Origin of the sequence: Spirillospora sp. NPDC047418 (assembly GCF_040643275.1) — a bacterium.
Lineage (GTDB): Bacteria > Actinomycetota > Actinomycetes > Streptosporangiales > Streptosporangiaceae > Spirillospora.
Genome location: NZ_JBEYTW010000127.1, coordinates 1 through 23,467, shown reverse-complemented (window position 1 = coordinate 23,467; position 23,467 = coordinate 1). Strand labels below are relative to the sequence as shown.

Sequence of the window (23,467 nt, the reverse complement as noted above, 5' to 3'; positions counted from 1 at the left end):
TCCACCTCGCCCCAAAACCGCGTTGGGTGTGGTGTGTGGGCGGCCCCCCCCCACCGCCACTCATTTGTCTTTGGCCGGGGGGGCGCCCCCCGGACCCCCGGTGTGGGGGCTCCGCCCCCACGCCCCCTCCCGGTTCAGGTTGTTGTTCGGCCCGGGGTTTGGCCTGTAGTGAGCGGCCGTCTGCGATGCAGGCGGCCGTTTTTTGTTGTCAGCCTTCGGGTGTCTGTCTCGGTAGTCATGTTTGTCGGTGGTAAGGGAGTCGGTACGATGCTCGGCTTCGGCGTCGTACTGGGAGGACGGTCGTGCCGTACCTGACGCAGCTCGCCGCGGTCGCGCGGCGTACCGGTTACCCCGTCACCGAGGTGTCCGGGTGGAAGTCGCGCGGCCATGGGCCGCAGCCGTATGTGCGCGGGATCGTCTGCCATCACACGGCCGGTGCGTCCGGTGGTGGTGACTACCCGTCGCTGGGGGTCGTCCGGGACGGGCGGCCGGGGCTGGACGGGCCCCTGTCGCAGTTCGGGCTCGGGCGGTCCGGGCGGGTCTACGTGATCGCGGCCGGGCGGTGCTGGCACAACGCGCCCAGCACGAGCGCGAACCACACGAACAGCAATTCGCTCGGGATCGAGGCGGAGAACGACGGCAGGCAGCCCTGGCCGGACGTCCAGCTCGACGCCTACAAGCGGCTGTGCGCCGAGCTGTGCGCGGAGTTCGGGCTGCCGGCCTCGCGGGTGAAGGGCCACAAGGAGGTCAACACCCAGAAGCCCGACCCGCACTCGATCAGCATGAACGCGTTCCGGGCGGACGTCGCCCGGCTCATCGAGGGAGACGACATGCCCCTGACCGACAAGGACGTGGAGAAGGTCGCGGCCGCCGTGTGGAACCTCGCGCTCGACGGGCCTCCCGGATCCTCCAGAGACCTGATGCAGGCCAAGAACGTGCTCCGGGAGACCTACGGCCGGGCGGTCGAGACGAAGGCGCTGGCCGCGCGGCTGCTCGCACAGGACCCGGCGGACGTGGACGAGGACGCCATCGCCGCCGCCGTCCTGGCGGAGCTCACCCCGGAGCGGATCGCCGCGGCGATCCCGCGCGACATCGGCGCGCAGGTCGCCGAGGCGCTGGCCGCGCGGCTCGCGGCCGGTAAGGACGCGTGACCGGCTCAAGGCCGCAGATCGGTCACTCCTCTGCCGCTCGGCATGTCGAACGGCACGGACGCCTGGTCGTGGACGATCCGCCATTCACCGTCGATCCTGCGGAAACAGAAAGTGGCCCGGACCCATATGCCCTCGGTCGCCGTACCGTTGCCGAGCCTGCCGCTGAGCCGTCCGAACCCGTGCCCGAACGCGACGTCGCCGCCCACGGTGACCGCCACGTCGCGCAGCTCATAGGCCACCTCGTCGAAGAGCGTGAACACCTTCGCCCAGTTGTTCATCTTCGCCGCTATCCCGACATGCTGCAGCGGCGGCTCGACGTCGAAGGAGACGACGTCCTCCGCGTAGACCTGCCTGAGACCGTCGAGATCCTTGGCCCGGATCCCTTCGACGATCCTGTCGAGCCGCCCCCTGATCTCGGTTTCGCTCATCTCACGCGCCTTCCCTTCGGATCGGGACCTGCACTGCTCTCACTGGTATGACGAGGCAGCCGACCGAAATGTGAGGTCCCGGGCCGTCCGGTCAGGGGTGGGTGAGGGTGGCCATGGCGCGGTCGGGTTCCCAGTGGGCTCGCAGGGACGTGATCTGGCCGGTCTCGTTCACCGTGTAGATCAGGACGCAGTCGATCGTCATGGTGGAGCCGTCCGGCGTCGTCGTGGTGATCGTGGCCACGTTGGCGCAGCAGGGACCGTTGGCGAACGAGTCGGCCACGGCGAAGCGGAAACCGGCGATGGTCGAGATGAAGTTGTCCCAGAACGCCTCGATGCCCTCGGGGCCGCGGTGGCCGTTGCCGGTGGGGTCGAGGAACGACGGGCCCACCGGGTCCTCGATCAGGGCGTCGGGGGCGAAGAGGCGCAGCCAGTCCTGTTTGCGGCCCTCGATCACGGCCTCCATGGAGGCGCGGCCCGCGCGGCGGGCCGGGTGGTCGGCCGTGGAGGCGTTCCACGCGATGGCGTCTGTAACGTGTTCCTGTTTCATGTTCCCACCTTGGCGATGACCGATTCGGCGAAGCGTTCGAGGTGCTCGATCTTCTTGGCGAGGGGCTGGGTGTCGGGGCCCTTGGCGTAGGGCGACCGGAAGCCGACGATCACGTCGGTGACGCCCTTGTCCGCCAGGCGCTTGACGCCGTCGGGCGTGTAGGCGTCCATGGAGATCACGTGGACCTCGAACGGGCCGCCCTCCTTGCCCTCCTCCTTGCGGATGTCGTTCAGCCTGGCCAGCAGGGCGTCCAGGTCGTCGCCGCCCGCGTGCATCCAGCCGTCCCCGCGGACGACCGCGCGGCGCAGGGCCGGCTCGCTGTGCCCGCCGACGAGGATCGGGAACGGGCGGGCCGGCGTCATCTTGATCGCCGGGATGTCGAAGTGCTCGCCGTGGAACTCGAAGAAGTCCCCGGTGCCGAGGCCGCGGATGATGTCGATCGCCTCGTCCATCCGCTTGCCGCGCCGCTCCCACGGGGCGCCCATCACCTGGAAGTCCTCCGGCCACGGGCTGAGGCCCACACCGAGGCCGAGCCTGCCGCCCGTCATGCACGCGATGGACATCGCCTGCTTCGCGACCAGCACGGGCGGACGGATCGGAAGCTTCAGGACGAAGGGCGTGAAACGCAGCGTCGTGGTCACCGCGCCCAGGGCCGCGATGAGGATGAACGTCTCGATGAAGGGCTTGTCCTCCAGGAACTCCCTGTTGCCGTCCGCGGTGTAGGGGTAGGTCGAGTCCGACTCCTTCGGATACACCACGGAGTCGGCGATCGACATGCTCGTGTAGCCGGCGTCCTCGGCGGCCTTGGCCAGCGGCGCGTAGAACGACGGATCGGTCATCGCCTCGGCGTAGGTGAACCTCATGCCCAGATACTAGAACGCGTTCTAGTCCAGGGCCAGGGGGCGTGGCGGTGGGGGTTGTGTTGCCGGGGGTGGGGCGGGGTGGTTCGGTGGAGGGATGGGCCGTGTCGCGATTGTCACCGGGGGGACGTCCGGGATCGGGAAGGAGATCGCGCGGGGGCTGGCGCGGGCCGGGTTCCTGGTGGGGCTCGTCTGCCGGAACGAGATGCGGGCCGCCGCGACCGTCGAGGACCTGCTCCGGGACGTGCCGGGCGCCCGGGTCGAGACGTTCCTCGGGGACCTGTCGGTGCAGCAGGACGTCCGCCGGGTCGCGGCCTCGCTGGTGGAGCGGTTCGACCGCCTGGACGTGCTGGTCGACAACGCGGGCGTGCACCTGACGCGGGCCAAGGTCAGCGCCGACGGGTACGACCGCATGATCGCGACGAACCATCTCGCGCCGTTCCTGCTGACGAACCTGCTGCTCGGCCTGCTGGAGAAGGGCGCGCCGTCGCGGGTGGTGGTCGTGGCGTCGGAGGCGCACCGGCAGGCAGGCCGGTTCGAGGTGGCGCGGCTCGCGGAGCCCGGGTCCTACGGGCCGCTGGAGTCGATGCGGGTCTACGGGCGGTCCAAGCTGCTGAACATCCTGTTCGCGCGGGAGCTCGCGCGGCGCATGGAGGGCAGCGGCGTCACCGTCAACGCGGTCTGCCCCGGCGTCGTCGCGACGGGGCTGCTGCGGAACGTGCCGGGCAGCGGACGGGCCGGGGCGCTGCTGTCGCACACCCCGTTCGTGCGGACGCCGGCGCAGGGGGCGCGGCCGGTGCTGCGGCTCGCGCTGGACGCGGAGTTCGAGGGCCGCAGCGGCGGCTTCTACAGCTCGACGCCGGGGGCCGGCCTGCTGCCGACCGCGGGGCCGCTGAAGGATCCGGAGCTCGGCCGGGCGGTCTGGGAGCGTTCGGCCCGGCTTGTGGGGCTCCCGGCCCTATAGGGTCTGGGTGCGTGAGCCAACCGCACATCCCGCAGGCGCCCGCGAAGCCGTCCGCGGTCAAGGACTTGTTCGGCGGCGCCGGCTATCTGCTGCGCGGCATCGGGTGGATGGCGCGGCATCCGGCGCAGTGGCTGTTCGGGCTGATCCCGGCGCTGATCGTCCTCGCCGTGTACGTGACCGGGCTGGTCTTCCTGGCCATGGAGATCGACGACCTCGCCGGGTGGGTGACGCAGTTCGCCGACGGCTGGGCGGACGCGGCGCGCAGGTCCGCGCGGGTCGTCGCCGGGATCGCGATCTACGGGTCCGCGCTGTTCCTGGCGCTGATCACGTTCACCGCGGTGACGCTGCTGGTCGGGGACCCGTTCTACGAGGCCATCGCGGTCCGGGTGGAGGAGTCGCAGGGCGGCGCGCCGCCGGAGCCGGACGTCCCGCTGCTCGTCCAGATCGGGCGGGCGATCAAGGACACGCTGATCATCGGGGCGATCGCGCTGGGGTTCGCGGTCGTGTTCTTCGCCTGCGGGTTCCTGCCCGTGGTGGGGCAGACGGTCGTCCCCGTGGTCGCGGCGCTCGTGTCCGGCTACTTCCTCGCCGGCGAGCTGTCGTCGGTCGCGCTGGAGCGGCGCGGGATCCTGCGCAAGGAGCGGTTCGCGCGGATGAGGGCGGACCGGCCGCTGGTGGTCGGGTTCGGCACCGCGACTTTTGTGGTGTTCCTCATTCCCCTGGGCGCGGTGCTGGCGATGCCCGGCGCGGTCGCCGGGGCCACGCTCATGGCGCGTGAGCGCCTCGCGGACGACCCGCTGGTCGCGGTGGGTGGCGAGGGCATGACGCGGCATCACTGATGCGATAGGAAGTCGTGTCCTGAGCGTGATTGCGCGCGGGATGTCCAGTACGGATCTTCGCGTAACGTGTGCCGCATGTCCGATCAGGGGGAGCGCGGTGTGCGCTGGACCGAGATGAGCGAGAGCGAGCCGCGGGACGAGTCCCGGCCCGATTCCGGCGCCGAGAACGCGACCGGCCCGCAGGCGGCCTTCCCCGAGCCCGGGGCTCCCGAGGTGTTCATGCCCGCGCCGACCGGCTCGCCGGAGTACGGCGACGACCAGGCGTCGCACGACGTGTGGGGCCGGGTCGAGCGGACGCCGCAGCACGAGTTCGAGGCCCCGTCCCCGGAGCCGGACGACCGGGACGCCGATGACGTCAAGGTCGCGCCCGTCCCCCCGAAGGCGCTCGGGGCCGAGGACGACGCGCGCCAGTGGGAGGGTTCGCTCTTCGACGAGGGCGGCGCGGGCGAGGGCGGGGGCGTGTCCAACTACGTCCCGGCCGTCCCGACCGGGTCGGGGCAGCCCGCGAAGCCGGGCAAGCCGAGCAGCGGCAACTGGCAGATGCCCGACTGGATGGCGGACGAGGACTCCGCCGACGCCAAGCTCGGCGGCTCCCCGAAACCGTCCCGGGACGAGCTGGACGACGGCGCCGGCCGGTCCCGGCTGGTGCTGTTCGGCGGCGTCGGGCTGCTGGTCGTCGCGCTGGTCGCGGCCGGTGCCGTCTACTTCACCAAGAGCGGCGGCGACTCCGCGGAGCCGGCCGGGAACGCCGACCAGCGGGCGGCGGCCGAGCAGTCGGAGGCGGCGCAGGTACAGCTTCCGCCGGACAAGCCGCTCGCGCGGTTCCCCGGCACGCCGAGCCGGATGCTCGGCCGGGTGAACGACGCCCATTCCGGGCTGTCGTATCCGCGGCTCGCGGCGCCCTGGCAGGTGCCGACCAAGCAGAACAAGCTGGGCACGGCGGGATGGTCCGGGCAGCAGATCCTGGTCACCGAGAAGCGCGCCCAGCAGCTCTGGTACGGGCAGCTGCTCACCGGCACGCTGCACCCGGGCATGCAGAGCGCCTACCAGGGTCCGGACAGTGTGAAGAACGTCACCGCCCTCGTCGCGCAGAGCTACGAGGCGCAGTACTACGCGTTCCCGCACAAGACGGCGCCGCTGGCGTCGCAGGCGCTGCACGTGGGCGGGCGCAAGGGCTGGCTGATCGCGTCCTACCTGACCTACCAGCGGACCGGGGTGCGGGCGACCGGCGAGATCGTCGCGACCGCGGTGATCGACACGGGCCGGCCGACCCCGGCGGTGGTGTTCGCGTCCATGCCGAACACGCACAAGCAGCGCTGGCCGGACGTGAACGAGTTCTTCACCCACCTGAAGCTCGTGCCCTGACCTGCCCGACAGGACATACCGAATAGCGTTCTAATAGGCTGGGCCACCCCGAGGAGAGGTGTGGCCATGGCGATCGGGCTGACCGAGGACCACGAGGCGCTGGCGGCGTCGGTGCGCGGGTTCGCGGAGCGGAACATCACCCCGGAGAAGGTGCGGGCGGCGGACGCCGGGTTCTGGCCCGCGCTCGCCGCGCAGGGCTTCCCGGGCGTCCACCTTCCCGAGCCCGTCGGCGACGGGTTCGGCCTCGTGGAGCAGGCCGTCGTCCTGGAGGAGCTCGGACGGGCGCTCGCCCCCGGCCCGTACACGCCGACGGTGCTGGCGGCGACGATCCTGAGCGCCGCCGGCGGCGACGTGCGCGGGCTCGCCGACGGCTCCATGACGGGGGCGGCCGGGCTCTCGGGCAGCCTGGAGCGGGACGGCTTCACCGTCTCCGGCACGATCCAGCCGGTGCTGGGCGCGCCGCTGGCGGACGTGTTCGTGCTCCGCGCCGGTGACGATTGGGTCGTCCTCTTCAAGGGCGACGTCACGGTGGAGCCGCTGGAGTCCCTCGACATCACGCGTCCGGTGGGGGCGGTCACGGTCGATCGGGTGACCGTCCCAGAGGAGCGTTTCCTGGGTGAGGTGGACGGACGTGCCTTCGCCACCGTCCTGCTGGGCGCGGAGGCGTGCGGCGTTGCGGGACGTGCACTGGACGACGCCGTCGCCTACGCCAAGCTCCGCGAGCAGTTCGGCCGTCCCATCGGCCAGTTCCAGGGCATCAAGCACAAGTGCGCCCGGATGCTCATCGCCGTGGAGCGCGCCAGGGCCGCCGTATGGGACGCGGCGCGCGCCCTGGACGAACCCGAGGAACAACGTGCCTACGCCGTCGCGGTCGCCGCGGCGCTCGCGGCCGACGCCGCGGTCATGTGCGCCGAGGGCAACATCCAGGTCCACGGGGGCATCGGCTACACCTACGAGCACGACGCCCACCTCATCTACCGGCGGGCCCTGACGCTCCGCGCGCTCATGGGGCGGGCCGGCGGGCACCGCGCCGACGTCGCCGCGCTCGCCGTGCGGGGCGTCCAGCGGCCGATGAGCATCGAGCTGGACGAGGACGCCGAGCCCGTCCGCGAGGAGGTCCGCGCCCGCGTCGCCGAACTGGCCGAGATGGAGCCCCTCCAGCAGCGGGCCGCGATGGCGGAGGGCGGCTGGGTGACGCCGCACCTGCCGAAGCCGTGGGGGCGCGCCGCCGGGCCGCTGGAGCAGATCGTCGTCCAGCAGGAGCTGACGGCGGCGAAGGTCCGCCCGGTGCCGCTGATGATCGGGGCGTGGGTCGTCCCGTCACTGGTCCAGTACGGGACGCCGGACCAGCGGGAGCGGTTCCTGCCGCCGACGCTGCGCGGCGAGATCATCTGGTGCCAGCTGTTCTCCGAGCCCGGCGCGGGCTCCGACCTCGCCGGGCTGCGCACCCGCGCCGAGCGCGCCGAGGGCGGCTGGACGATCACCGGCCAGAAGATCTGGACGTCCCTCGCCCGCGACGCGCAGTGGGGCATCTGCGTCGCCCGGACCGACCCCGACCGGCCCAAACACGACGGCATCACCTACTTCCTGGTCGACATGACGTCGCCCGGCATCGAGATCCGGCCGCTGCGCGAATGCACTGGCGACGCCGTGTTCAACGAGGTGTTCCTGGACGGCGTGTTCGTCCCGGACGAGCTCGTCGTCGGCCCCGTCAACGCCGGCTGGCGGGTCGCCCGGACCACGCTCGCCAACGAGCGCGTCGGCCTGACCAGCAGCTTCCAGCTCGGCGGCGACCTGCCCAAGCTGCTCGAACTCGCCGCCGCGCTCGGCCTGGACGGCGACCCGGTCGTCCGGGACGGCCTCGGGCGGCTCGCCTGCGACGCGCACTCGTTCAACCTGCTCGGCCTCCGCGCCACGCTGAAGCAGCTGTCGGGCACCGACCCGGGCGCGACGGCGAACGTCCGGAAACTGGTCGCGATGGAGCACGGCCAGCAGGTCACCGAGTTCGGGTTCACGCTCCTCGGCGAGGAGGGCGCGCTGACCGGCGGCCGGAAGGACGGCCTGCGCGCCCGCTGGACCCGGTACCTACTCGCGTCCCGCGCCATGAGCATCGGCGGCGGCACCACCGAGGTCAACCTGAACGTGATCGGCGAGCGCATCCTCGGGCTGCCCCGGGACCCCGACCCGGGGCGGTAGCGGACGCCGTCCCCCTGACCGGCAACCGCAGGGCGGCAGGTCGGGTAGCGTCCAGGCTCACAGGGGAGAGCGGGCCATTTGAACGAGCGGACGCGGCATCTCGCTGCCGCACTGACCGGGCTGGGGCTCGGGCTCGCGGCACTGGGGCCGGGGCTCGCGCCGGGGTTCGTGCTGTCCTACGACATGGTGTTCGTGCCCGGCCCGTCGTTCACGGACCTGACGTTCGGGCTGACCGGGATCGTGCCCCGGCACGTCCCGAGCGACGCGTTCGTCACCGCGCTCGCCCACGTCGTCCCGGCGGACGCCGCGCAGAAGCTCGTCCTGCTGGCGGTCTTCGTGATGGCGTGCACGTCGGCGGCGTCGCTGGTGCCGTCCCGCCGCCTCCTGCCGCGCCTGGCCGCCGGGGTCTGCTACGCCTGGAACCCGTTCGTCGCCGAACGGCTCCTGCTCGGCCAGTGGGCGCTGCTGCTCGGCTACGCGGCCCTGCCGTGGGTGGTGGCGGCCGCCGCCCGGACGGGCGAGCCCGGCGGCGGGCGCCGGCTCGTCCGGACGCTGCTCCCCGCCGCCATCGGCGGCTTCGCCGCGCTGACCGTCACCGGGATCACGGCCCTCACCGTCGCCCTGGTGACCGGTGGCGCCCGCGCTCGCGCCGGGCTCCGGGTCGTGGCGGCCGTGGGGGTGCTGAGCCTGCCGTGGCTGGTCCCGGGAGTGCTGCGCCCGGCGGGGCTGCCGGGGGACGGCGCGGCCGTCGGCCTGTTCGCGGCCAGGGCGGACACGCCGTTCGGGACGCTCGGGAGCCTCCTCCTGCTCGGCGGAGTGTGGAACGGCGAGACGGTGCCGGCCGGCTACGGGGCGCCCGTGACCGCGGCGATCTGGCTGCTCGTGGTGGTCGTCGCGCTCGCCGCCTACTGGCGGTGGTGCCGGGAGCCCGTGTGGTGGCGCGGCGCCGCGATCGCGGCGGTGACCGGGTTCGCGGTCGCGGCCTTGGGGGCGGTCGCCGCCCCCGTCCTCGAAGGGCTCATCGGGCTCTGGCCGGGGTTCGCCGTGCTGCGGGACGGGCAGCAGTACGTGGCGCCGCTCGCCGTGGTCGTCGCGGTCGGGCTCGGTGTCGCCGCCGACAGGGCCGCCGAGGCGAGGTGGCCGGGGGTGGCCGCCGCGGCGATGGCCGTGCCGGTGTTCCTGCTGCCGACGCTCGCGTGGGGCGCGGCGGGCGAGTTGCGGGCCGTCCAGTATCCGGACGACTGGGCGCGCGCGAGGCAGATCATCGACGGCGACCGCGAGCCGGGCGACGTGCTCGTCCTGCCCTGGGCGTCGTACCGGAGCTACTCCTGGAACCACGGCCGCCGTGTCCTCGACCCGCTGCCCCGCTACCTGCGGCGACGCGTCATCGTGGACGACGCCGTGACCGTGGGCGGCACCACCGTCCCGCCCGAGGACCCGAGGGCCGTCCGGCTCGCGCCGGTCGCGAAGACGGGGACGCCGCAGGCCGCGACGCTCCGTGACGCGGGCATCCGGTTCGTCGTGGTCGACGCGGAGACCGGTTCGGTCCGTCCGTCGGGCGCGGCCACGCCCGTGCTGCGAGGCGCTGACCTGGTCGTCTACCGGATCGATGGGGCCGCTGAGGCGCCCGTGGAGACGGTGCCGGCAGCGCCGGTCGTGATCGCGTGGGGCATCATGAGTCTGGTCGTTTTCTGGTCATTCCTGGGCTCAGGTACTACTCTGAGCCTTCCGTTACTCGGCAGTATCGAGCCCCGCAGCCCCCAACACCGACGAAGGACCCCCTGATGCGCATCGCCATCGCCGCGTTGGTCGGCGTTCTGCTCGCCGCCGGAGCGTCGTTCGGCACGGTCCAGCTGGTGAACGCCTCCCAGCAGGACCCGGTGATCAAACCGCTGTACAACTACGGCTCCCGGTGACCTGTAGGCCCTGATGGGGACCCGGCGTGACGGCCCCGCCCTCCTGGAGATCGTCGTTCCCGCCTACAACGAGGCCGACCGGCTTCCGGCTGGGCTGGCGCTGCTGTGCGACAAGCTCGCCGGCCTCCCGCTGCGCGCGGAGGTCATCGTCGTCGACAACGCCAGCACCGACGGGACGGCCGGCATCGTCGAGGCATGGGACGGCCCGGTGCCGGTGCGGCTGGTCCGCTGCGAGCGCCGGGGCAAGGGGGCGGCGGTCCGGGCCGGGCTGCTGGAGACGCGGGCCCCGTACGTGGGGTTCATGGACGCCGATATGGCAACAGACCTCGCCGCGCTGGACGAAGCCATCGTCCTGCTGCGCGAGGGCCGCCCGGTCGTGGTCGGGTCAAGGCGCCACGGTCGGTCGGTCGTCCAGGGATACGCGCTGCCGGTCAGGCGGCTCGGTGCCATCACGTTCAACCGGGTCGTCCGCGACATGGTCGGCGGCATCCAGGACACCCAGTGCGGGTTCAAGTTCTTCGACGGATCGCTCGGCCGGGCCGCCGCCGAGCAGCTGCGCACGACCGGTTTCTCGTTCGACGTCGAACTGCTGGCCCACTGCGTGCGGCGCGGGGCGTCCGTGACGGCCATTCCGGTGGTCTGGCGTGACCGTCCGGGGTCGACGTTCTCGGTCCGGCGTCATTCTCTGCAATGCCTGCTGGACCTCGCGCGGATCCGCGCGCGCGCCGGTTTCCGTATGCCCGGTGTTCCGGCGACGCCGATCATCCCTGTCGTGCCGGTCCGGGCGATCCTCGCCGAGCCGAAGCTCCCTGAGCCGCGTCCGGTGCCGATGCCCGTCGCGGAGCAGGTGGCACCGAGCGCCCAGTCGGGATGAGCAGGGGACTGCGGCTGGCGGTCGTCAACTGGAGGGATCCATGGCATCCCTCCGCCGGCGGCGCCGAACGGTACGCCTGGGAACTCGCGCGCAGGTTCGCCGGTCACGGGGATCGCGTCCACTACGTGACGTGCAGGGCACCCGGGCAGAAACGCACCGAGCGCGTCGACGGCGTGGAGTTCGTGCGCCTCGGCGGACGATTCACCGTCTACCCCCTCGTCCTGCTGTGGATGCTGGGTCATCGTCGCCGCTTCGACGCGGTCATCGACTGCCAGAACGGCATCCCCTTCTTCACGCCGTGGGTGCTGCGCCGCCGTGTACCGGTGTTCTGCGTGATCCACCATGTACACGACGCCCAGTTCGGGTTGTACTTCCCCCGGTGGCTGGCCTGGCTCGGGCAAGTGCTGGAGGGGCCGGTGAGCCGCTGGACGTACCGGCGGCACGCGTTCGTGGTCGTATCGCCGTCCACGCTGCGGGCCGTCAGGGAACGGCTCGGGTGGACGGGGCGCGCCCACGTCGTCCACAACGGGTCGTCGGTCGCGGAACCCGGCGGCGTGGTCTCGGAGCCCGCCGGACACCCGGACCTGGTGTGCGTGACGCGTCTCGTCCCGCACAAGCGGCTTCACCTGCTTCTCGACCTCGCGCAGAGCCTCGCCGGCACCCGTCCCGGGCTCAAGCTCCACATCGTGGGGGACGGGCCTGAAGCGCCCGCGCTGGAGACCGCCATCGGCGCGCGCGGCCTGGACGGCGTCGTCGTCGCGCACGGATACGTCCCCGAGAACATCAAGGCGGCCCTGGTCGCCCGCGCCGACCTGCATCTCAGCACGTCCCAGGGGGAGGGCTGGGGCCTCAGCGTGATCGAGGCCGCGGCGCTGGGCGTCCCGACCGTCGCGTTCGACGTGGACGGCCTGCGCGACGCCGTCCGCGACGGGGCCACCGGATGGCTCGTCCGGGAGGGCGGTGACCTGGCCGATTCCGTCGAGCGCGCCCTCAAGGAGCGGGACGATCCCACGCTGCGCGAGCGGATGGCCACGGAATGTCAGAGGTGGGCGGCAGAGTTCGACTGGGCGCGCACCGCCGACCGGATGCGCGACCTGATCACCGAGGCCGTCCGGGGTGCGAGCCGCCGCCGGTACCGTGGCGGGCACCCTGGCTGACGTCCCGGGGGACTACGGAGAGGGGCAGAGGGCGAGGATGGCCGTGGGAGAGGCGAACCCGTCCCGCGCCGGCGCGTCCGGACGGGCCGCCGCGGGCGGGTCCGCCGGGCCCGGCGCGCCGGACCCGGCCGCGCGGCTGCGGGAGCGGCTGCGCGTGCTGGCGTGCTGCCTCGCGCTGACCGCGATCGCGTTCGGCACCCGGCCCGGCGCCATCCTCGCCGACACCAAGATCGACATGGCGGTGAACCCGCTCGGGTTCCTCGGCCGCGCCCTCCACCTGTGGGACCCCGAGCAGTTCGGCCAGCTGCAGAACCAGGCCGTCGGCTACCTGTTCCCGATGGGCCCGTTCTTCGCGCTCGGCGACCTGGTCGGCATGCCCGCCTGGATCACCCAGCGGTTCTGGCTGTCGCTGCTGATGTGCCTGGCGTTCCTCGGCACGTGGCGGCTCGCCGGGCGGCTCGGCATCGGCGGATCCGCCCAGGACCGGCACGGGCAGTGGACCCGGCTGTTCGCGGCGGCGGCGTACGCGCTCGCCCCGAACGGGCTCGCCACCCTCGGCCAGATCTCCTCGGAGTACCTGCCGGTCGCGCTGCTGCCGTGGATCGTCCTGCCGCTGGTCGGCGCGGCGTCCGGGGAGGGCGGGCGGCTCCGGGCCGCGGCCCGGTCCGGGCTGGCGATCGCCTGCTGCGGCGGGATCAACGCGACCGCGACCATCGCCGTCCTCATCGTTCCGTTCATGTACATCGTGACGCGGCCGCGCGGGTCGTTCCGCGTCCGGATGCTCGCCTGGTGGTCGGCCGCCGCGGGCGCCGCGACCGCCTGGTGGCTCGCCCCGCTGCTGCTCACCGGCACCTACGGGTTCTCCTGGCTGACCTACACCGAGAAGGCCGCGACGACGACCGGGCCGACCGGCCTGGTCAACGTGCTGCGCGGCGCGGAACGCTGGGTCAACTACCTGGTCGTGGACGGCCAGGTCTGGTGGCCGGTCGGGCACGGCCTCTCGCTCAGCCCCGTCCCGGTGATCTTTACCGGCGTCGTCGCCGCGCTCGGCCTCGCCGGGCTGCTGGCCCGGCTGCTGCCGGAGCGGACGTTCCTGCTGCTCACCCTGCTGGCCGGCGTCGCGATCGTGTCGATGGGCCACATCAGCGACATCCCGGGCCCGTTCGCCGCCCAGCTCCGCGACCTGCTGGACGGCCCGCTCGCGCCGCTGCGCAACCTGCACAAGTTCGACGCCGTCGTCCGGCTGCCGCTCGCGTTCGGCCTCGCCCACCTGCTCACCGCGGCCGGCCGGGCCCTGCGGGACCGCAGGGCCCGCACCGCGCGGGTCCGCGGCCTCGGCGACGGGACCGGCCCGGCGTTCGGCATCACGCCGCGGGCGCTGCTCAGCCTGCCGGTCGCCGCCGCCGTCGCGCTCGGCGGCATCGGCCTCACCGCCGCCTCGCACGGCCTGTCCGGGCCCGGCGACTTCAAGGAGGTGCCCAAGTACTGGCGCGACGCGGCGTCGTGGATCAACGCGCGGGCCGGTCAGCAGGGCGTGCTCGCCGTCCCCGGGGCGCCGTTCGGCGAGTACCTGTGGGGCCGGCCGATGGACGACATCGTCCAGCCCCTGCTGACGGCGCGGTGGGGCGTCCGGCAGCTCGTCCCGGCCGGGTCGCCCGGCTACACGCGGGCGCTGGACGCCATCGACCTGCAGGTCCGGTCCGGGCAGGGCTCGCCGGGGCTGAGCGACTTCCTCGGCCGGATGGGCGTCCGCTACGTCCTGGTCCGCAACGACCTGCGGCGCGAGACGCTGCGCGGCGCCTGGCCCGCCCGCCTCCACCAGGCCCTGGGCGACTCGCCCGGCCTGCGCAGGGTCGCCGCGTTCGGCGCGCCCGTCGGCGGCGGCAACGAGGACGCGGTCACCGACGTCGACCAGCGGTACCCGCCGCTCGAGGTGTACGAGGTCGAGGGCGCCGCCGACGTCGCGAACCTGACCCCCGCGACCGACCCCGTCCGCGTGTACGGGGGGCCGGAGTCGCTGCTCGTCCTGGCCGACGACAAGGCACTGCCGGACGGCCCCGTCCTGCTGGACGACGACGCCCCCGACCTGGGCGGTACACCGGTCGTGACCGACTCGCCCCGGCTGCTGCACCGCAACTTCGGCGAACTGCACCAGACGTCCGAGACGCTGTCCTCCGCCCGGCGGGGCGAGGCGACCGACGTCCTCGACAAGGGCTGGAAGCAGTACACGACCCACGTCACCTATGGCGGCGGTGTCCGCGACGTTACGGCGTCCACCTCGGCGGGCGGCGACGACGTGATCCCGCAGTCGCGCAAACCCGAGGCGGTCCCGTACGCCGCGTTCGACGGCGACCGGCTGACGGCCTGGGAGACCGGCGGCTGGAACGGGCCGGTCGGGCAGTGGCTGCGCGTCGACTTCGACCGGGCCCGCGACGTCCGGCGGCTGACCGCGACGCTCGTGCAGAACTCCGCGCTCGGGCCGGCGGTCTCGCGCGTCGCCGTCGAGACCGAGAACGGGCGCCTGGAGCAGGACGTCCTGCAGAGCGCGAACCCGCAGGTCCTCCGCGCGCCCGAGGGCCCCACCCGCTGGCTGCGGCTCCGCGTCACCGCGCTCGCCTCCAAGCCGATCGTCCCGGCGTTCGCGCGTGCGGCGATCGCGGAGGTGGCGATCGGCGGCGTGACACCGACCCGCACGTACACGATGCCCGCCCCCGCCGGGATCGACGGCCCGGCGACGTTCGTGATGAGCCGGGTGCCGGGCGCGACCGGCGAATGCATGAAGGGCAGCGCCCGGTGGGTGTGCTCGCCGTCGCTCGGCTCCGGCGACGAGGAGGGCGGGGGCTTCGACCGGACGTTCACCTCGGCGGTGACCGGCAAGGCGCCCCTCACCGGGACGGCGGTCCTCACCGACCGGCAGCTCATCGACCGGTACACGGCCGTACACGGCCAGCCGGCCGTCGCCGCCAGTTCCACCCTGTCCGGCCACCCGGCGGACCAGCCGCGCTCCGGTTTCGACGGCGACCCGGCGACGTCGTGGATCGCGGGCGAACGCGACGAGGAACCCACCTACGCCGTCCGATGGCACGGCCGCAAGCGGGTGTCCACGGTGACGGCCACCCGTCCGCCCGGCGCGGCGGGCCCGGTCCGGCTGCGGGTCGAGGGCGCGAACGGCCAGTCCCGCGAGGGCCTGTCGGACGCGGACGGCACGCTGTCGTTCGCGCCGATGACCACCGACCGGCTCAAGATCACCTTCTTCCAGGACGGCCGCACCCAGCCGGTGCAGCTCACCGAGCTGACCGTCCCCGGCGTGCAGCCGTTCCCGGACGTGCGCGCCTACCCGCTGGAACTCCCCTGCGGCTACGGCCCGAAACTGCGCGTCACCCCGTCCGCGACCGGCCCCGGCACGGCACGGGTCGTCCAGACGAAGGCGGCCGGGACGCTCGGCGATCTGCTCGCCGGGCGGCCGCTCCGGTTCAGTGCCTGCAAGGGGGCCGTGCTCACCAAGGGCCCGAACCACCTGACGGCGGTGCCGTTCGACACCTACCGCGTCGACACCGTGACGGTCGGGGCCAAGCCGGGGCCGGACGCCGCCGCCCGGCCGCCGCAGCAGGTCAAGGTCGTCAGCTGGGGCTCCAGTTCCCGCGAGCTGGAGGTGGACGCCGCCACCGCCTCGTTCCTCACCGTGAACGAGAACTTCAACGCCGGCTGGCGGGCGACCGCCGGCGGCACCGAGCTGCGGCCCGTCCGGCTGGACGGGTGGAAGCAGGGCTGGCTCGTCCCCGAAGGCACCAGCGGTGTCGTCGAGCTGACCTACCTGCCCGACCGGGCCCAGCGGATCGTGGTCGTCGCCGGGCTGAACCTGCTGCTCGTCCTGCTGATCGCCGCGCTGTGGCCGGGCCGGCCGGGGCGCCGCCGCCCCGATCCGCGCGGCGCGGTCGCCGGGACGGGCTGGCCCGCGTGGGCGGCGTTCGGGCTCGCCGCCGCGCTCGGCGGCTGGATCGCCGGGCTGCCCGGCCTCGCCGCCGCCCTCGGCGTCGCGGCCCTGTGCGGCTGGGCCCGCACCCGCCGCTCCGCGGTGCCGCGCGCGCTCGCGTCCCCGTGGCCGGTCGCGCTCGCCATGCTCGCCGGGACCGGCTGCCTCGCCGCCGCGATGTGGCTGGACCTGCTCGACAACCCGGCCGCCCCGTCCGGTCCGCTCGGCGACATCGCGCCCCAGCTGCTCGGTCTCGCCGTCGTCGGCCGGATCGCGGTCGAGCTGTGGCGGCCGAAACCGCCGCGCGGCGGCGACTCGGGCGGGTCGATCTCGCTCAGCTGGACGGCACCCGGGCAGGGGCCCGGCGGACCCGGTCCGGGCGCCGGGTCAGCCGCTGGACCGGCCACTCCACCAGGTAGTAGCTCAGAGTCCCCGCTGCGATGGACGCCGCCGCCAGCAGCGGCAGATCCGTCAGCACGTCCCCCCGGAAACCCCGGTCCGTCACGTCGTACCAGAAGACGATGATCAGCAGCTGCCACAGGAACACGCCGTAGGAGATCCGGCCGAGGAACCGCATCACCCGGTTGCCGAGGATCGCGCCGAGCGCGGGCTGCCCGGCCGGTGCCAGCGCGACCGGCGCCACCAGCGCCGCCGCGCACAGCCCGAACACGACGAGGTGCAGGGTGGCCGTCCAGAACATGTCCGGCGTCTGGAGGCTGAGCGGCCCGGCCGCCGGTGTCGCCGCGACGACGTACAGCATCGCCGCCGCGGCCCAGCACGCCGCCCACGAGTCCGACACGGCCCGGCACAGCGCCGCGACCGGGCGCCGCTCGTCCAGCCGCGCCCACACCGTCACCACCGCGAGCGCCATCCCGATCGCGAACCAGACGAAGTACCGCGGAAGCCACAAGCCCATCTGCGTGTGCCGTTCCGGGACGAACATGAGGGCCGACCAGGGGAACGACAGCGACGCGTAGACGCCGATGCCGATCAGCAGCCGCCGGGCCCGGACGCCCACGTCATGGGTCCGCACCCGGCGCGCGTACCAGGCGAGGGCCGCCGCTGTGAACGGCAGCGTGACGTACCAGCCGACCTCGACGACGAGGCTCCAGCACTGCCCGAGCTCCGCCGGCCCCAGGTCGCCGTTCCACCACATGTCGGGCAGATAGGTCTGCGTGAGCGTGAGCAGCGAGATCCATGTGCCGGGGTCGCCGATGTGCTCCCGGCCCGCCGTGACCATGAAGGCGACGATCACGGCCCAGTAGGCGGGCATGATGCGGAACACGCGTTTGCGCAGGTAGGTGGACGTGCGCGGCCCGGCCCTGCCGTCCAGGGCGGCCGCCGCCCACGGGCGGTAGAGCAGCAGCCCGGACAGCGTGAAGAAGATCGGCACGCCGACCTGTCCGCCGTTGTACAGCCACCGCGGCCCGTCCGGGTTGGTGATGGACCCCGCCGCGCTCGCGACGTGGAAGACCAGGACCGCGAGCGCGGCCACGGCACGCAGCCCATCGAGCGTGTCCTGGTGGCCGGAGATCGGCGGCGGCGCCGGCCTGCTCACCGTTCCTTCTTCCGCAGCACCAGGACGAGGTTCCACGTCGCGACCTCCCGCAGCCCGGGCACACGGACCACGCCCTCCGCCCAGCGCGGGTGGTAGCGCGGCACGGCGTCCAGGACCCGCACGTCATCGCGCCGCCGGGCCCACGCCAGTGCCGACGCGACCGACACGGGATGCAGGTTGCGGCCGAACAGGTTCTTCGGCGGACGCCCGGTCCGCCGCTCGTACCAGCGCGCCGCCCGGTCGCCGCCCAGGTAGTGCCACGGCGAGGTCTCGTGCCCGCCCCACGGGGACAGCCAGTTGGTGAACGACAGGAAGACCGTCCCAGCGGGCCTCGTGACCCGCACCATCTCGTCGGCCATCCGCCACGGGTCGGGGACGTGCTCCAGGACGTTGGACGAGAAGCACACGTCGGCGGCCCCCGTCCGGAACGGCAGCGCCAGGGCACTGGCGACGAGCTGGTTCGACGTGCGCTCGCCGTGCGCGGTCAGCTCCGCGTGATCATGGTCGATCCCCGTGCAGCGCGCCCCGGCATCGGCCAGCGCCCGCGCGAAGAACCCGAACCCCGTCCCCACGTCGATGACGGTCGCACCCCGCAGATCGGCGTACGACCCGAGTTGCGCGACGGTGTCCCGCGCCATCAGGTCGTAGAAGTACTCCGGCTCACTCCGCTCCCGCCGGAACGCACTGAGCAACCGCACGGACCGCGCCAACGTCGCACAATGCCGCGGCAGGGCCGGCCACCCACCCCGTCCGTTCGCCGCGTCCACCGCACGAGGTCCAACAGCCCCATCGCGCCCGGCCTCGCCGCGCGCGGCCGACTGGTCGTGTGCCGCCGAGGTCACTGATCACCTCACATGGGGGGACGCCGGGGTAACGGGGAGCTTACCGGCCAGTACTAACGCGCGGACAGATCTCCACCGAACAAGGGGGCCGCCGTCGCGCACTGCGGTGAGGGTCGGGGCCTAGCCTGGCAGCGCTGGTCTTATTGGACTGGCGGTTTGAGAGGTCCTGTAGGGTACTTCGGACATGCCGGACCCGGCCTCTCGGCCGTTGATGATGACGACGGCAGTCCCGGAGGTGTTCATGCGGCGACCGGTCGGCCTTGTCCTGATCGGCCTGGGGGCCTTCTTCCTGGCGCTCGCGCCGCTGGTCCGCTTCTACGTGGCCGACCAGGTGATCGTCGCGCCGCTGAACCAGTACCAGGTGACGATGCTGGAGTCGAAGGACGCCACGTACTTCGACCAGGCCGACCTGAAGCTGAAGACCGGCGTCACCCTGATGGCGAAGAACACCGTCCGCGGTGACGTCCGCGCCAACGAGGGCGACAACGACATCGCCGTCTGGGACTCCACGACCAACATCTACGACCAGGCCAAGCCGGACAAGCCCGTCCAGATCCAGGGCTTCCGGATCGCCTTCGACCGGCGGACGAGCGTCCTGGTCAACTGCTGCGGCGTCAACGTGGACGGCGACAACGCCGTCCGGATGGCAGGGTACGGGCTGCTGTTCCCGCTCGGGAACGTGCAGAAGCGCGACTACCCGTTCTTCGACACGACGACCAAGCAGTCGGCGCCGATGGTGTTCGGCGACGTCGAGAAGGTGCACGGGCTCACCACCTACCGGTTCACCCAGACGATCCCGCTGACGAAGACGGCCGCGCTCGACACGAAGCTGCCCGCCAAGATGCTGGGCCTGCCCGAGGACGCCGGCAACCAGAAGGTGGACCGTTACACCGAGGCCTACAACACCGTCTGGGTCGACCCCCGCACCGGCATCCCGGTGAAGCACCGCAAGAACATCCGCAGCACCGTCCAGACGGCGGACGGCAAGGGCCGGATGATCGTCGCCCAGGCCGACCTGGTCAGCGTCGACAAGGACCAGAAGGCCATGGTCGACATGTCGAACGGCAAGGCGCTGCAGATCGACATGGTGCGCAGCTACCTCCCCGCCGGCGCCATCTTCCTGGGCCTGATCCTGCTGTTCGTCGGCGGTTACCTCGGCCTGGCCCGGCGCGAGCCGCCGCCCATCGAGACGCCTCGCCGCCCCGACGGCAAGTTCGGCGACATGGCCCCGCCCGCCCCACCCAAGCCCCCGACCCCGGCCCCGGCGGCGGGCCCGCCCGCCCCCCAGCCACCCCCCGCCCCGCCGCCCGCCCGCCGCCCGGCCCCCACCAGCCAACGCCAACGCCGCAAGGCCACCGGCCCCTCCAAACGCCGCTGACCCCCGCGCCCCCCAATCCCGCCGTCACGACGCGCCACCGGTGGTCACCCCGCAAGTCACGCGGACCGTGTGGCCTGACCATGGCAACGCCCCACACGAGGCCGCCCGCGCCGCAACAACGGCCTGCACACGGCCGGGTGTGGGGCTTCTTCGTGGGTGGGTGCGGCTTTGGGGCGGGGGTGGGGTGGCGGTTCGGGCCTGGCCCGGGGGTGTGCGGGGGGCGCGTGGTCGTGGTGGGTTACTGATACGCGTTCTAGTCTCGTTGAGGGTCCGGTGGGCTTGTGCGGCTGGGTCGAGATTTGTAAGTAGAACCTGTTGCAGTTTTGCGGGAGCGCGCTTAGGGTCGAGGCTGTGCGGACACGAGTCACCGAACTATTCGGCATCGAGTACCCGATCTTTGCGTTCAGTCACTGCCGCGACGTGGTCGCGGCGGTGAGCCGCGCCGGCGGCATGGGCGTCCTCGGCGCCCTGCACTTCACCCCCGAGGAGCTCGAGCTCGAGCTCAAGTGGATCGACGAGCATGTCGGCGGCAAGCCCTACGGCGTGGACGTGGTCATGCCCGCCAAGTACGAGGGCGCCGACCTCGGCGACGCCGAGGAGATGCTCGGCAAGCTGCAGGGGATGATCCCGGCCGAGAACCGGAAATTCCTAGAGGAGCTGCTCGCCGAGCACGGCGTCGAGCCGTCCAGCGACACGGCGACCAAGGCGCTGCTCGGCTGGACGGACCAGACCGCCCGGCCGCAGGTCGAGGTGGCGCTGAAGCACCCGATCGCGCTGCTGGCGAACGCGCTCGGCCCGCCCCCGGCGGACGTCGTCGAGCAGGCCCACGAGCACGGCGTCAAGGTCGCGGGGCTCGCGTCCAACGCGCGGCATGCGCGCAAGCAGGTCGAGGTCGGCGTGGACATCATCGTCGCGCAGGGCACCGAGGCCGGCGGCCACACGGGCGACGTGTCGACGATGGTGCTGATCCCCGAGGTCGTGGACGCCGTCGGCGAGGACACCATCGTGCTCGCGGCGGGCGGCATCGGGCGCGGCCGGCAGATGGCGGCGGGCATGGCGCTCGGCGCGGACGGCGTGTGGACGGGCTCCATCTGGCTGACCGTCGACGAGGCCGACACCCCCGAGCGGGCGCTGCCGAAGCTGCTCAACGCCACCTCGCGCGACACCGTCCGGTCGCGGGCCTGGACGGGCAAGCCCGCGCGCTTCCTCAAGACCGCGTGGACGGAGGCGTGGGAGAGCGAGAAGTCGCCCGGCTACCTGCCGATGCCGCTGCAGTTCATGCTGATCGCGGACGCCCTGCCGCGGATCCAGCGGTCCGGCGACGGCGAGCTGGTCACCTTCCCGGTGGGCCAGATCGTCGGCTCGATGAACCAGGTCAAGCCGGCCGCCCAGGTCGTCTACGACCTGATCGAGGAGTACGTCGAGGCCCTCGAACGACTCAACACGATCACCGACGCCTGACGTTTCCCGGTAAGAGGCCCCGGCGGCGCCCTCCCCTCAGGCGCCCCGGGGCCTTGCACTGTCACCGCTCAGAAGCGCGTCATCCAGGAGAGGGCGCGCGCGAGGACGTAGTAGACGGCGGCGGCGATGGTCCAGTTGATGTAGAGCTGCTCTTCGGGGTCGGTCCGCGTGAAGGCGTCCTGGAACGGCGTGGCGAGCCACCGGGCCGCGTCGAGCGTCGCGTCCACCAGGGAGTTGCCCGGGTTCGCGTCGCCCCAGGTCAGCAGCATCCCGAGGGCGAGGATCGCGGCCGCCGCCCAGCCCGCCGCCATGATCATCGCGCTGACCGGGTTCGGTCCGCGGCGCCACCGCCGCGGCTTCCGCTCGACCACCACGGTCTTCGCGGCATCGCCGGTGTCCGCGCTTCGCCGCGGCCACGGCAGGCGGCGCGGGGGCGCCTCCTCCGCAGTCGTGCTCCGCCTGCGTCCCATGTGCAAGGCCATGGCCTGCTCAGTCCCTTCGCGACTCGCTTCGCCCCAAGCGGTGCCACGCACGAAACTTCACAAACCCGACCCCCCTTTTCGGATGGCCGTTACCCCGCCTCCTGTCCACGGCCACGGATGTGGGGCACCGTCCGACAAAGATCATCAAGTCCCGGCGAACGGGCATCCGGCCTGCTACGTTCATCCGAAAGCAAGATCATTTCGAGTGAAGTGGACATCGATTGAGAGCACGTAGCAAGCTGGCCGTGGCCACCGGGACGACCGTCGCACTGGGCGCGCTGGTCGTGACGGCCGGGTTCACCGCGATGGACGGGGACGAGCAGCGAGGGGCCTCGTCCGTCGCGGCCACCGCCGCGACGTGGCCGCTCGTCCAGGGCACCCCCAAGGCCGACACCGGCAGTACCCTCAGCGATGTCGCCTCGACTCCCGACGGCACCATGTGGGCCGTCGGGGGCCGGCAGAAGTCCCCGGTGTACAAGCCGATCCTCCAGCGGCTGAGCGGCAGCACCTGGAGCGACGTGGCGCTGCCCGCGTCGGTCGCCGCGTATCGCTTCAACGCCGTCTCGGCTACCTCGGGGTCGAACCTGTGGGTGGCGGCCCAACTCAACACCTCGGGAGACTCGCACGCCCTGCTGCGCTGGAACGGCACGGCCTGGACCGTGGCCAAGACGCCGCTGAGCTTCCAGCCCACCGACATCGCCACCGCCGGCCCCGCGAGCACGTGGGCGGTCAGTGCCCTGGCGGCCAAGTACTGGAACGGCACGGCCTGGGCCGACACCCCCATCGACATCAAGCCGCGCGCGCTCGCGGCCGTCTCGCCCACCAGCGCGTGGGCCGTCGGCTGGGCGGCCGGACAGCCCGCCACCGCGCACTGGAACGGTACAGCGTGGACCGATGTCCCGTTCCCCGCGATCGACGGCCTCGTCCGGGGTGAGGTCGCGTCGACCCTGCACGACGTGTACGCGACCTCCGGCAACGACGTGTGGGCGGTCGGCACCGTACGGGTGGCGGACGACACGGGCAAGGCGGTCTCCCGGTCGCTGCTGGCGCACTGGGACGGCACCAAGTGGAGCACCGACCTCGGAGATCCCGGTACCAGCCTCACCCAGGTCGCCTCGGACGGGGCGGGCGGCATCTGGGTCGTGTCGGGCGGTAGCACCATGCGCCACCGCACCGCCGCGGGCATCTGGTCAGAGGAGACCCTGACCCAGCCCGCCGGGACGACGGCCAGGTCCTCGGCCATAGCCGTCCGCGCGGGCACGACCACCGTGTGGTCCGTCGGCTATACCAGCACCGATGCGACCCGGTACGCCGACCTGGCGCACTGGCACAGCAACTGACGGTGATGTGAACGGGCCCGGTCGCCGCCGTCGCGGCGGGCGGGGGCCGCCCAGACCCCGCCCGGGGGCTGAAACCGCGAATATACTGGGTGTGGGGTGGGGGGGTTAAGATGTTGTGGGGGGGTGGCAAAGCAGA

At 72.7% G+C, this 23,467-nt stretch carries 18 protein-coding genes and 1 pseudogene; 13 read left to right on the top strand and 6 right to left on the bottom strand.

Annotated features, from left to right (window positions below):
* The first annotated feature begins 302 nt into the window (after positions 1 to 302).
* Positions 303 to 1,151 carry a peptidoglycan recognition protein family protein gene (locus tag ABZ806_RS41305; RefSeq protein ID WP_500224271.1) on the top strand — a complete coding sequence of 283 codons (849 nt, stop codon included), beginning with the start codon at positions 303 to 305 and terminating at the stop codon, positions 1,149 to 1,151.
* A gap of 5 nt (positions 1,152 to 1,156) precedes the next feature.
* On the opposite strand, the gene ABZ806_RS41300 is transcribed toward ABZ806_RS41305, so the two are convergent.
* The 3 genes from ABZ806_RS41300 to ABZ806_RS41290 form a co-directional block, all read right to left on the bottom strand.
* Positions 1,157 to 1,579 carry a YybH family protein gene (locus ABZ806_RS41300; protein ID WP_500224270.1) on the bottom strand — a complete coding sequence of 141 codons (423 nt, stop codon included), beginning with the start codon at positions 1,577 to 1,579 and terminating at the stop codon, positions 1,157 to 1,159.
* A gap of 91 nt (positions 1,580 to 1,670) precedes the next feature.
* On the bottom strand, positions 1,671 to 2,126 hold the full coding sequence (locus ABZ806_RS41295; protein ID WP_500224268.1) for a nuclear transport factor 2 family protein: 456 nt from the start codon (positions 2,124 to 2,126) through the stop codon (positions 1,671 to 1,673).
* A complete protein-coding gene (locus ABZ806_RS41290) occupies positions 2,123 to 2,989 on the bottom strand; it encodes a TIGR03619 family F420-dependent LLM class oxidoreductase (protein WP_500224266.1) in 867 nt (288 codons plus the stop codon). Before ABZ806_RS41290 ends, ABZ806_RS41295 begins: the two co-directional genes overlap by 4 nt.
* A 94-nt stretch (positions 2,990 to 3,083) precedes the next feature.
* Here ABZ806_RS41290 and ABZ806_RS41285 point away from each other — a divergent pair, with 94 nt between their 5' ends.
* From ABZ806_RS41285 to ABZ806_RS41245, 9 genes and pseudogenes are all read left to right on the top strand, one after another.
* Positions 3,084 to 3,950, top strand: coding sequence for an SDR family NAD(P)-dependent oxidoreductase (locus tag ABZ806_RS41285; RefSeq protein WP_500224263.1), 867 nt, complete (start codon positions 3,084 to 3,086; stop codon positions 3,948 to 3,950).
* An 11-nt stretch (positions 3,951 to 3,961) separates the two neighbouring features.
* Entirely contained in the window at positions 3,962 to 4,789 is an 828-nt protein-coding gene (locus ABZ806_RS41280) for an EI24 domain-containing protein (protein WP_500224261.1), read from the top strand.
* A gap of 75 nt (positions 4,790 to 4,864) precedes the next feature.
* A complete protein-coding gene (locus tag ABZ806_RS41275; RefSeq protein ID WP_500224260.1) occupies positions 4,865 to 6,154 on the top strand; it encodes a hypothetical protein in 1,290 nt (429 codons plus the stop codon).
* 66 nt (positions 6,155 to 6,220) lie between these two features.
* Positions 6,221 to 8,350 carry an acyl-CoA dehydrogenase family protein gene (locus tag ABZ806_RS41270; protein ID WP_500224259.1) on the top strand — a complete coding sequence of 710 codons (2,130 nt, stop codon included), beginning with the start codon at positions 6,221 to 6,223 and terminating at the stop codon, positions 8,348 to 8,350.
* A 78-nt stretch (positions 8,351 to 8,428) separates the two neighbouring features.
* Positions 8,429 to 10,135 carry an MmpA family trehalose lipid delivery protein gene (locus tag ABZ806_RS41265; protein ID WP_500224258.1) on the top strand — a complete coding sequence of 569 codons (1,707 nt, stop codon included), beginning with the start codon at positions 8,429 to 8,431 and terminating at the stop codon, positions 10,133 to 10,135.
* Positions 10,135 to 10,266: a hypothetical protein gene (locus tag ABZ806_RS41260; protein ID WP_275406839.1), complete on the top strand. Its 132-nt coding sequence runs from the start codon at positions 10,135 to 10,137 to the stop codon at positions 10,264 to 10,266. The genes ABZ806_RS41265 and ABZ806_RS41260 overlap by 1 nt, the downstream gene beginning before the upstream one ends.
* Positions 10,267 to 10,279: 13 nt before the next feature.
* Positions 10,280 to 11,140, top strand: a complete 861-nt coding sequence (locus ABZ806_RS41255; protein ID WP_500224257.1) for a glycosyltransferase — start codon at positions 10,280 to 10,282, stop codon at positions 11,138 to 11,140.
* Positions 11,137 to 12,297: a glycosyltransferase family 4 protein gene (locus ABZ806_RS41250; RefSeq protein ID WP_500224255.1), complete on the top strand. Its 1,161-nt coding sequence runs from the start codon at positions 11,137 to 11,139 to the stop codon at positions 12,295 to 12,297. The genes ABZ806_RS41255 and ABZ806_RS41250 overlap by 4 nt, the downstream gene beginning before the upstream one ends.
* A gap of 37 nt (positions 12,298 to 12,334) precedes the next feature.
* Positions 12,335 to 15,544, top strand: a pseudogene (locus ABZ806_RS41245) (alpha-(1->3)-arabinofuranosyltransferase domain-containing protein); the annotation flags it as partial.
* A gap of 1,060 nt (positions 15,545 to 16,604) precedes the next feature.
* On the opposite strand, the gene ABZ806_RS41240 reads toward ABZ806_RS41245, so the two are convergent.
* On the bottom strand, positions 16,605 to 17,828 hold the full coding sequence (locus ABZ806_RS41240; protein WP_500224254.1) for an acyltransferase family protein: 1,224 nt from the start codon (positions 17,826 to 17,828) through the stop codon (positions 16,605 to 16,607).
* Positions 17,825 to 18,526, bottom strand: a complete 702-nt coding sequence (locus ABZ806_RS41235) for a class I SAM-dependent methyltransferase (protein WP_500224253.1) — start codon at positions 18,524 to 18,526, stop codon at positions 17,825 to 17,827. Before ABZ806_RS41235 ends, ABZ806_RS41240 begins: the two co-directional genes overlap by 4 nt.
* Positions 18,527 to 18,911: 385 nt before the next feature.
* Between ABZ806_RS41235 and pgfA the strand changes: the two genes are divergently transcribed.
* Together pgfA and ABZ806_RS41225 are read left to right on the top strand one after the other, a co-directional pair.
* The gene (gene pgfA, locus ABZ806_RS41230) at positions 18,912 to 20,048 is read left to right on the top strand and encodes a cell envelope lipid trafficking protein PgfA (RefSeq protein ID WP_500224252.1); all 1,137 of its coding nucleotides are present in this window, start codon (positions 18,912 to 18,914) and stop codon (positions 20,046 to 20,048) included.
* Positions 20,049 to 20,399: 351 nt separating this feature from the next.
* Positions 20,400 to 21,509 (top strand): NAD(P)H-dependent flavin oxidoreductase, encoded by a 1,110-nt coding sequence (locus tag ABZ806_RS41225; RefSeq protein WP_500224251.1) that lies wholly within the window; start codon positions 20,400 to 20,402, stop codon positions 21,507 to 21,509.
* Between the two features lie 68 nt (positions 21,510 to 21,577).
* Here ABZ806_RS41225 and ABZ806_RS41220 read toward each other — a convergent pair whose 3' ends face one another.
* Complete coding sequence (locus tag ABZ806_RS41220; RefSeq protein WP_500224249.1) at positions 21,578 to 21,991, bottom strand: hypothetical protein; 414 nt, start codon at positions 21,989 to 21,991, stop codon at positions 21,578 to 21,580.
* Positions 21,992 to 22,212: 221 nt separating this feature from the next.
* Between ABZ806_RS41220 and ABZ806_RS41215 the strand changes: the two genes are divergently transcribed.
* Positions 22,213 to 23,331 carry a hypothetical protein gene (locus tag ABZ806_RS41215; protein WP_500224247.1) on the top strand — a complete coding sequence of 373 codons (1,119 nt, stop codon included), beginning with the start codon at positions 22,213 to 22,215 and terminating at the stop codon, positions 23,329 to 23,331.
* The last annotated feature ends 136 nt before the right edge of the window (positions 23,332 to 23,467 follow it).

Bases quoted from the DNA above. Each gene is read 5' to 3' on its own strand.
- ABZ806_RS41300 (WP_500224270.1), bottom strand. From the start codon at position 1,579: ATGAGCGAAACCGAGATCAGGGGGCGGCTCGACAGGATCGTCGAAGGG.
- ABZ806_RS41295 (WP_500224268.1), bottom strand. From the start codon at position 2,126: ATGAAACAGGAACACGTTACAGACGCCATCGCGTGGAACGCCTCCACG.
- ABZ806_RS41290 (WP_500224266.1), bottom strand. From the start codon at position 2,989: ATGAGGTTCACCTACGCCGAGGCGATGACCGATCCGTCGTTCTACGCG.
- ABZ806_RS41285 (WP_500224263.1), top strand. From the start codon at position 3,084: ATGGGCCGTGTCGCGATTGTCACCGGGGGGACGTCCGGGATCGGGAAG.
- ABZ806_RS41275 (WP_500224260.1), top strand. From the start codon at position 4,865: ATGTCCGATCAGGGGGAGCGCGGTGTGCGCTGGACCGAGATGAGCGAG.
- ABZ806_RS41270 (WP_500224259.1), top strand. From the start codon at position 6,221: ATGGCGATCGGGCTGACCGAGGACCACGAGGCGCTGGCGGCGTCGGTG.
- ABZ806_RS41260 (WP_275406839.1), top strand. From the start codon at position 10,135: ATGCGCATCGCCATCGCCGCGTTGGTCGGCGTTCTGCTCGCCGCCGGA.
- ABZ806_RS41255 (WP_500224257.1), top strand. From the start codon at position 10,280: ATGGGGACCCGGCGTGACGGCCCCGCCCTCCTGGAGATCGTCGTTCCC.
- ABZ806_RS41250 (WP_500224255.1), top strand. From the start codon at position 11,137: ATGAGCAGGGGACTGCGGCTGGCGGTCGTCAACTGGAGGGATCCATGG.
- pgfA (WP_500224252.1), top strand. From the start codon at position 18,912: ATGCGGCGACCGGTCGGCCTTGTCCTGATCGGCCTGGGGGCCTTCTTC.
- ABZ806_RS41220 (WP_500224249.1), bottom strand. From the start codon at position 21,991: ATGGCCTTGCACATGGGACGCAGGCGGAGCACGACTGCGGAGGAGGCG.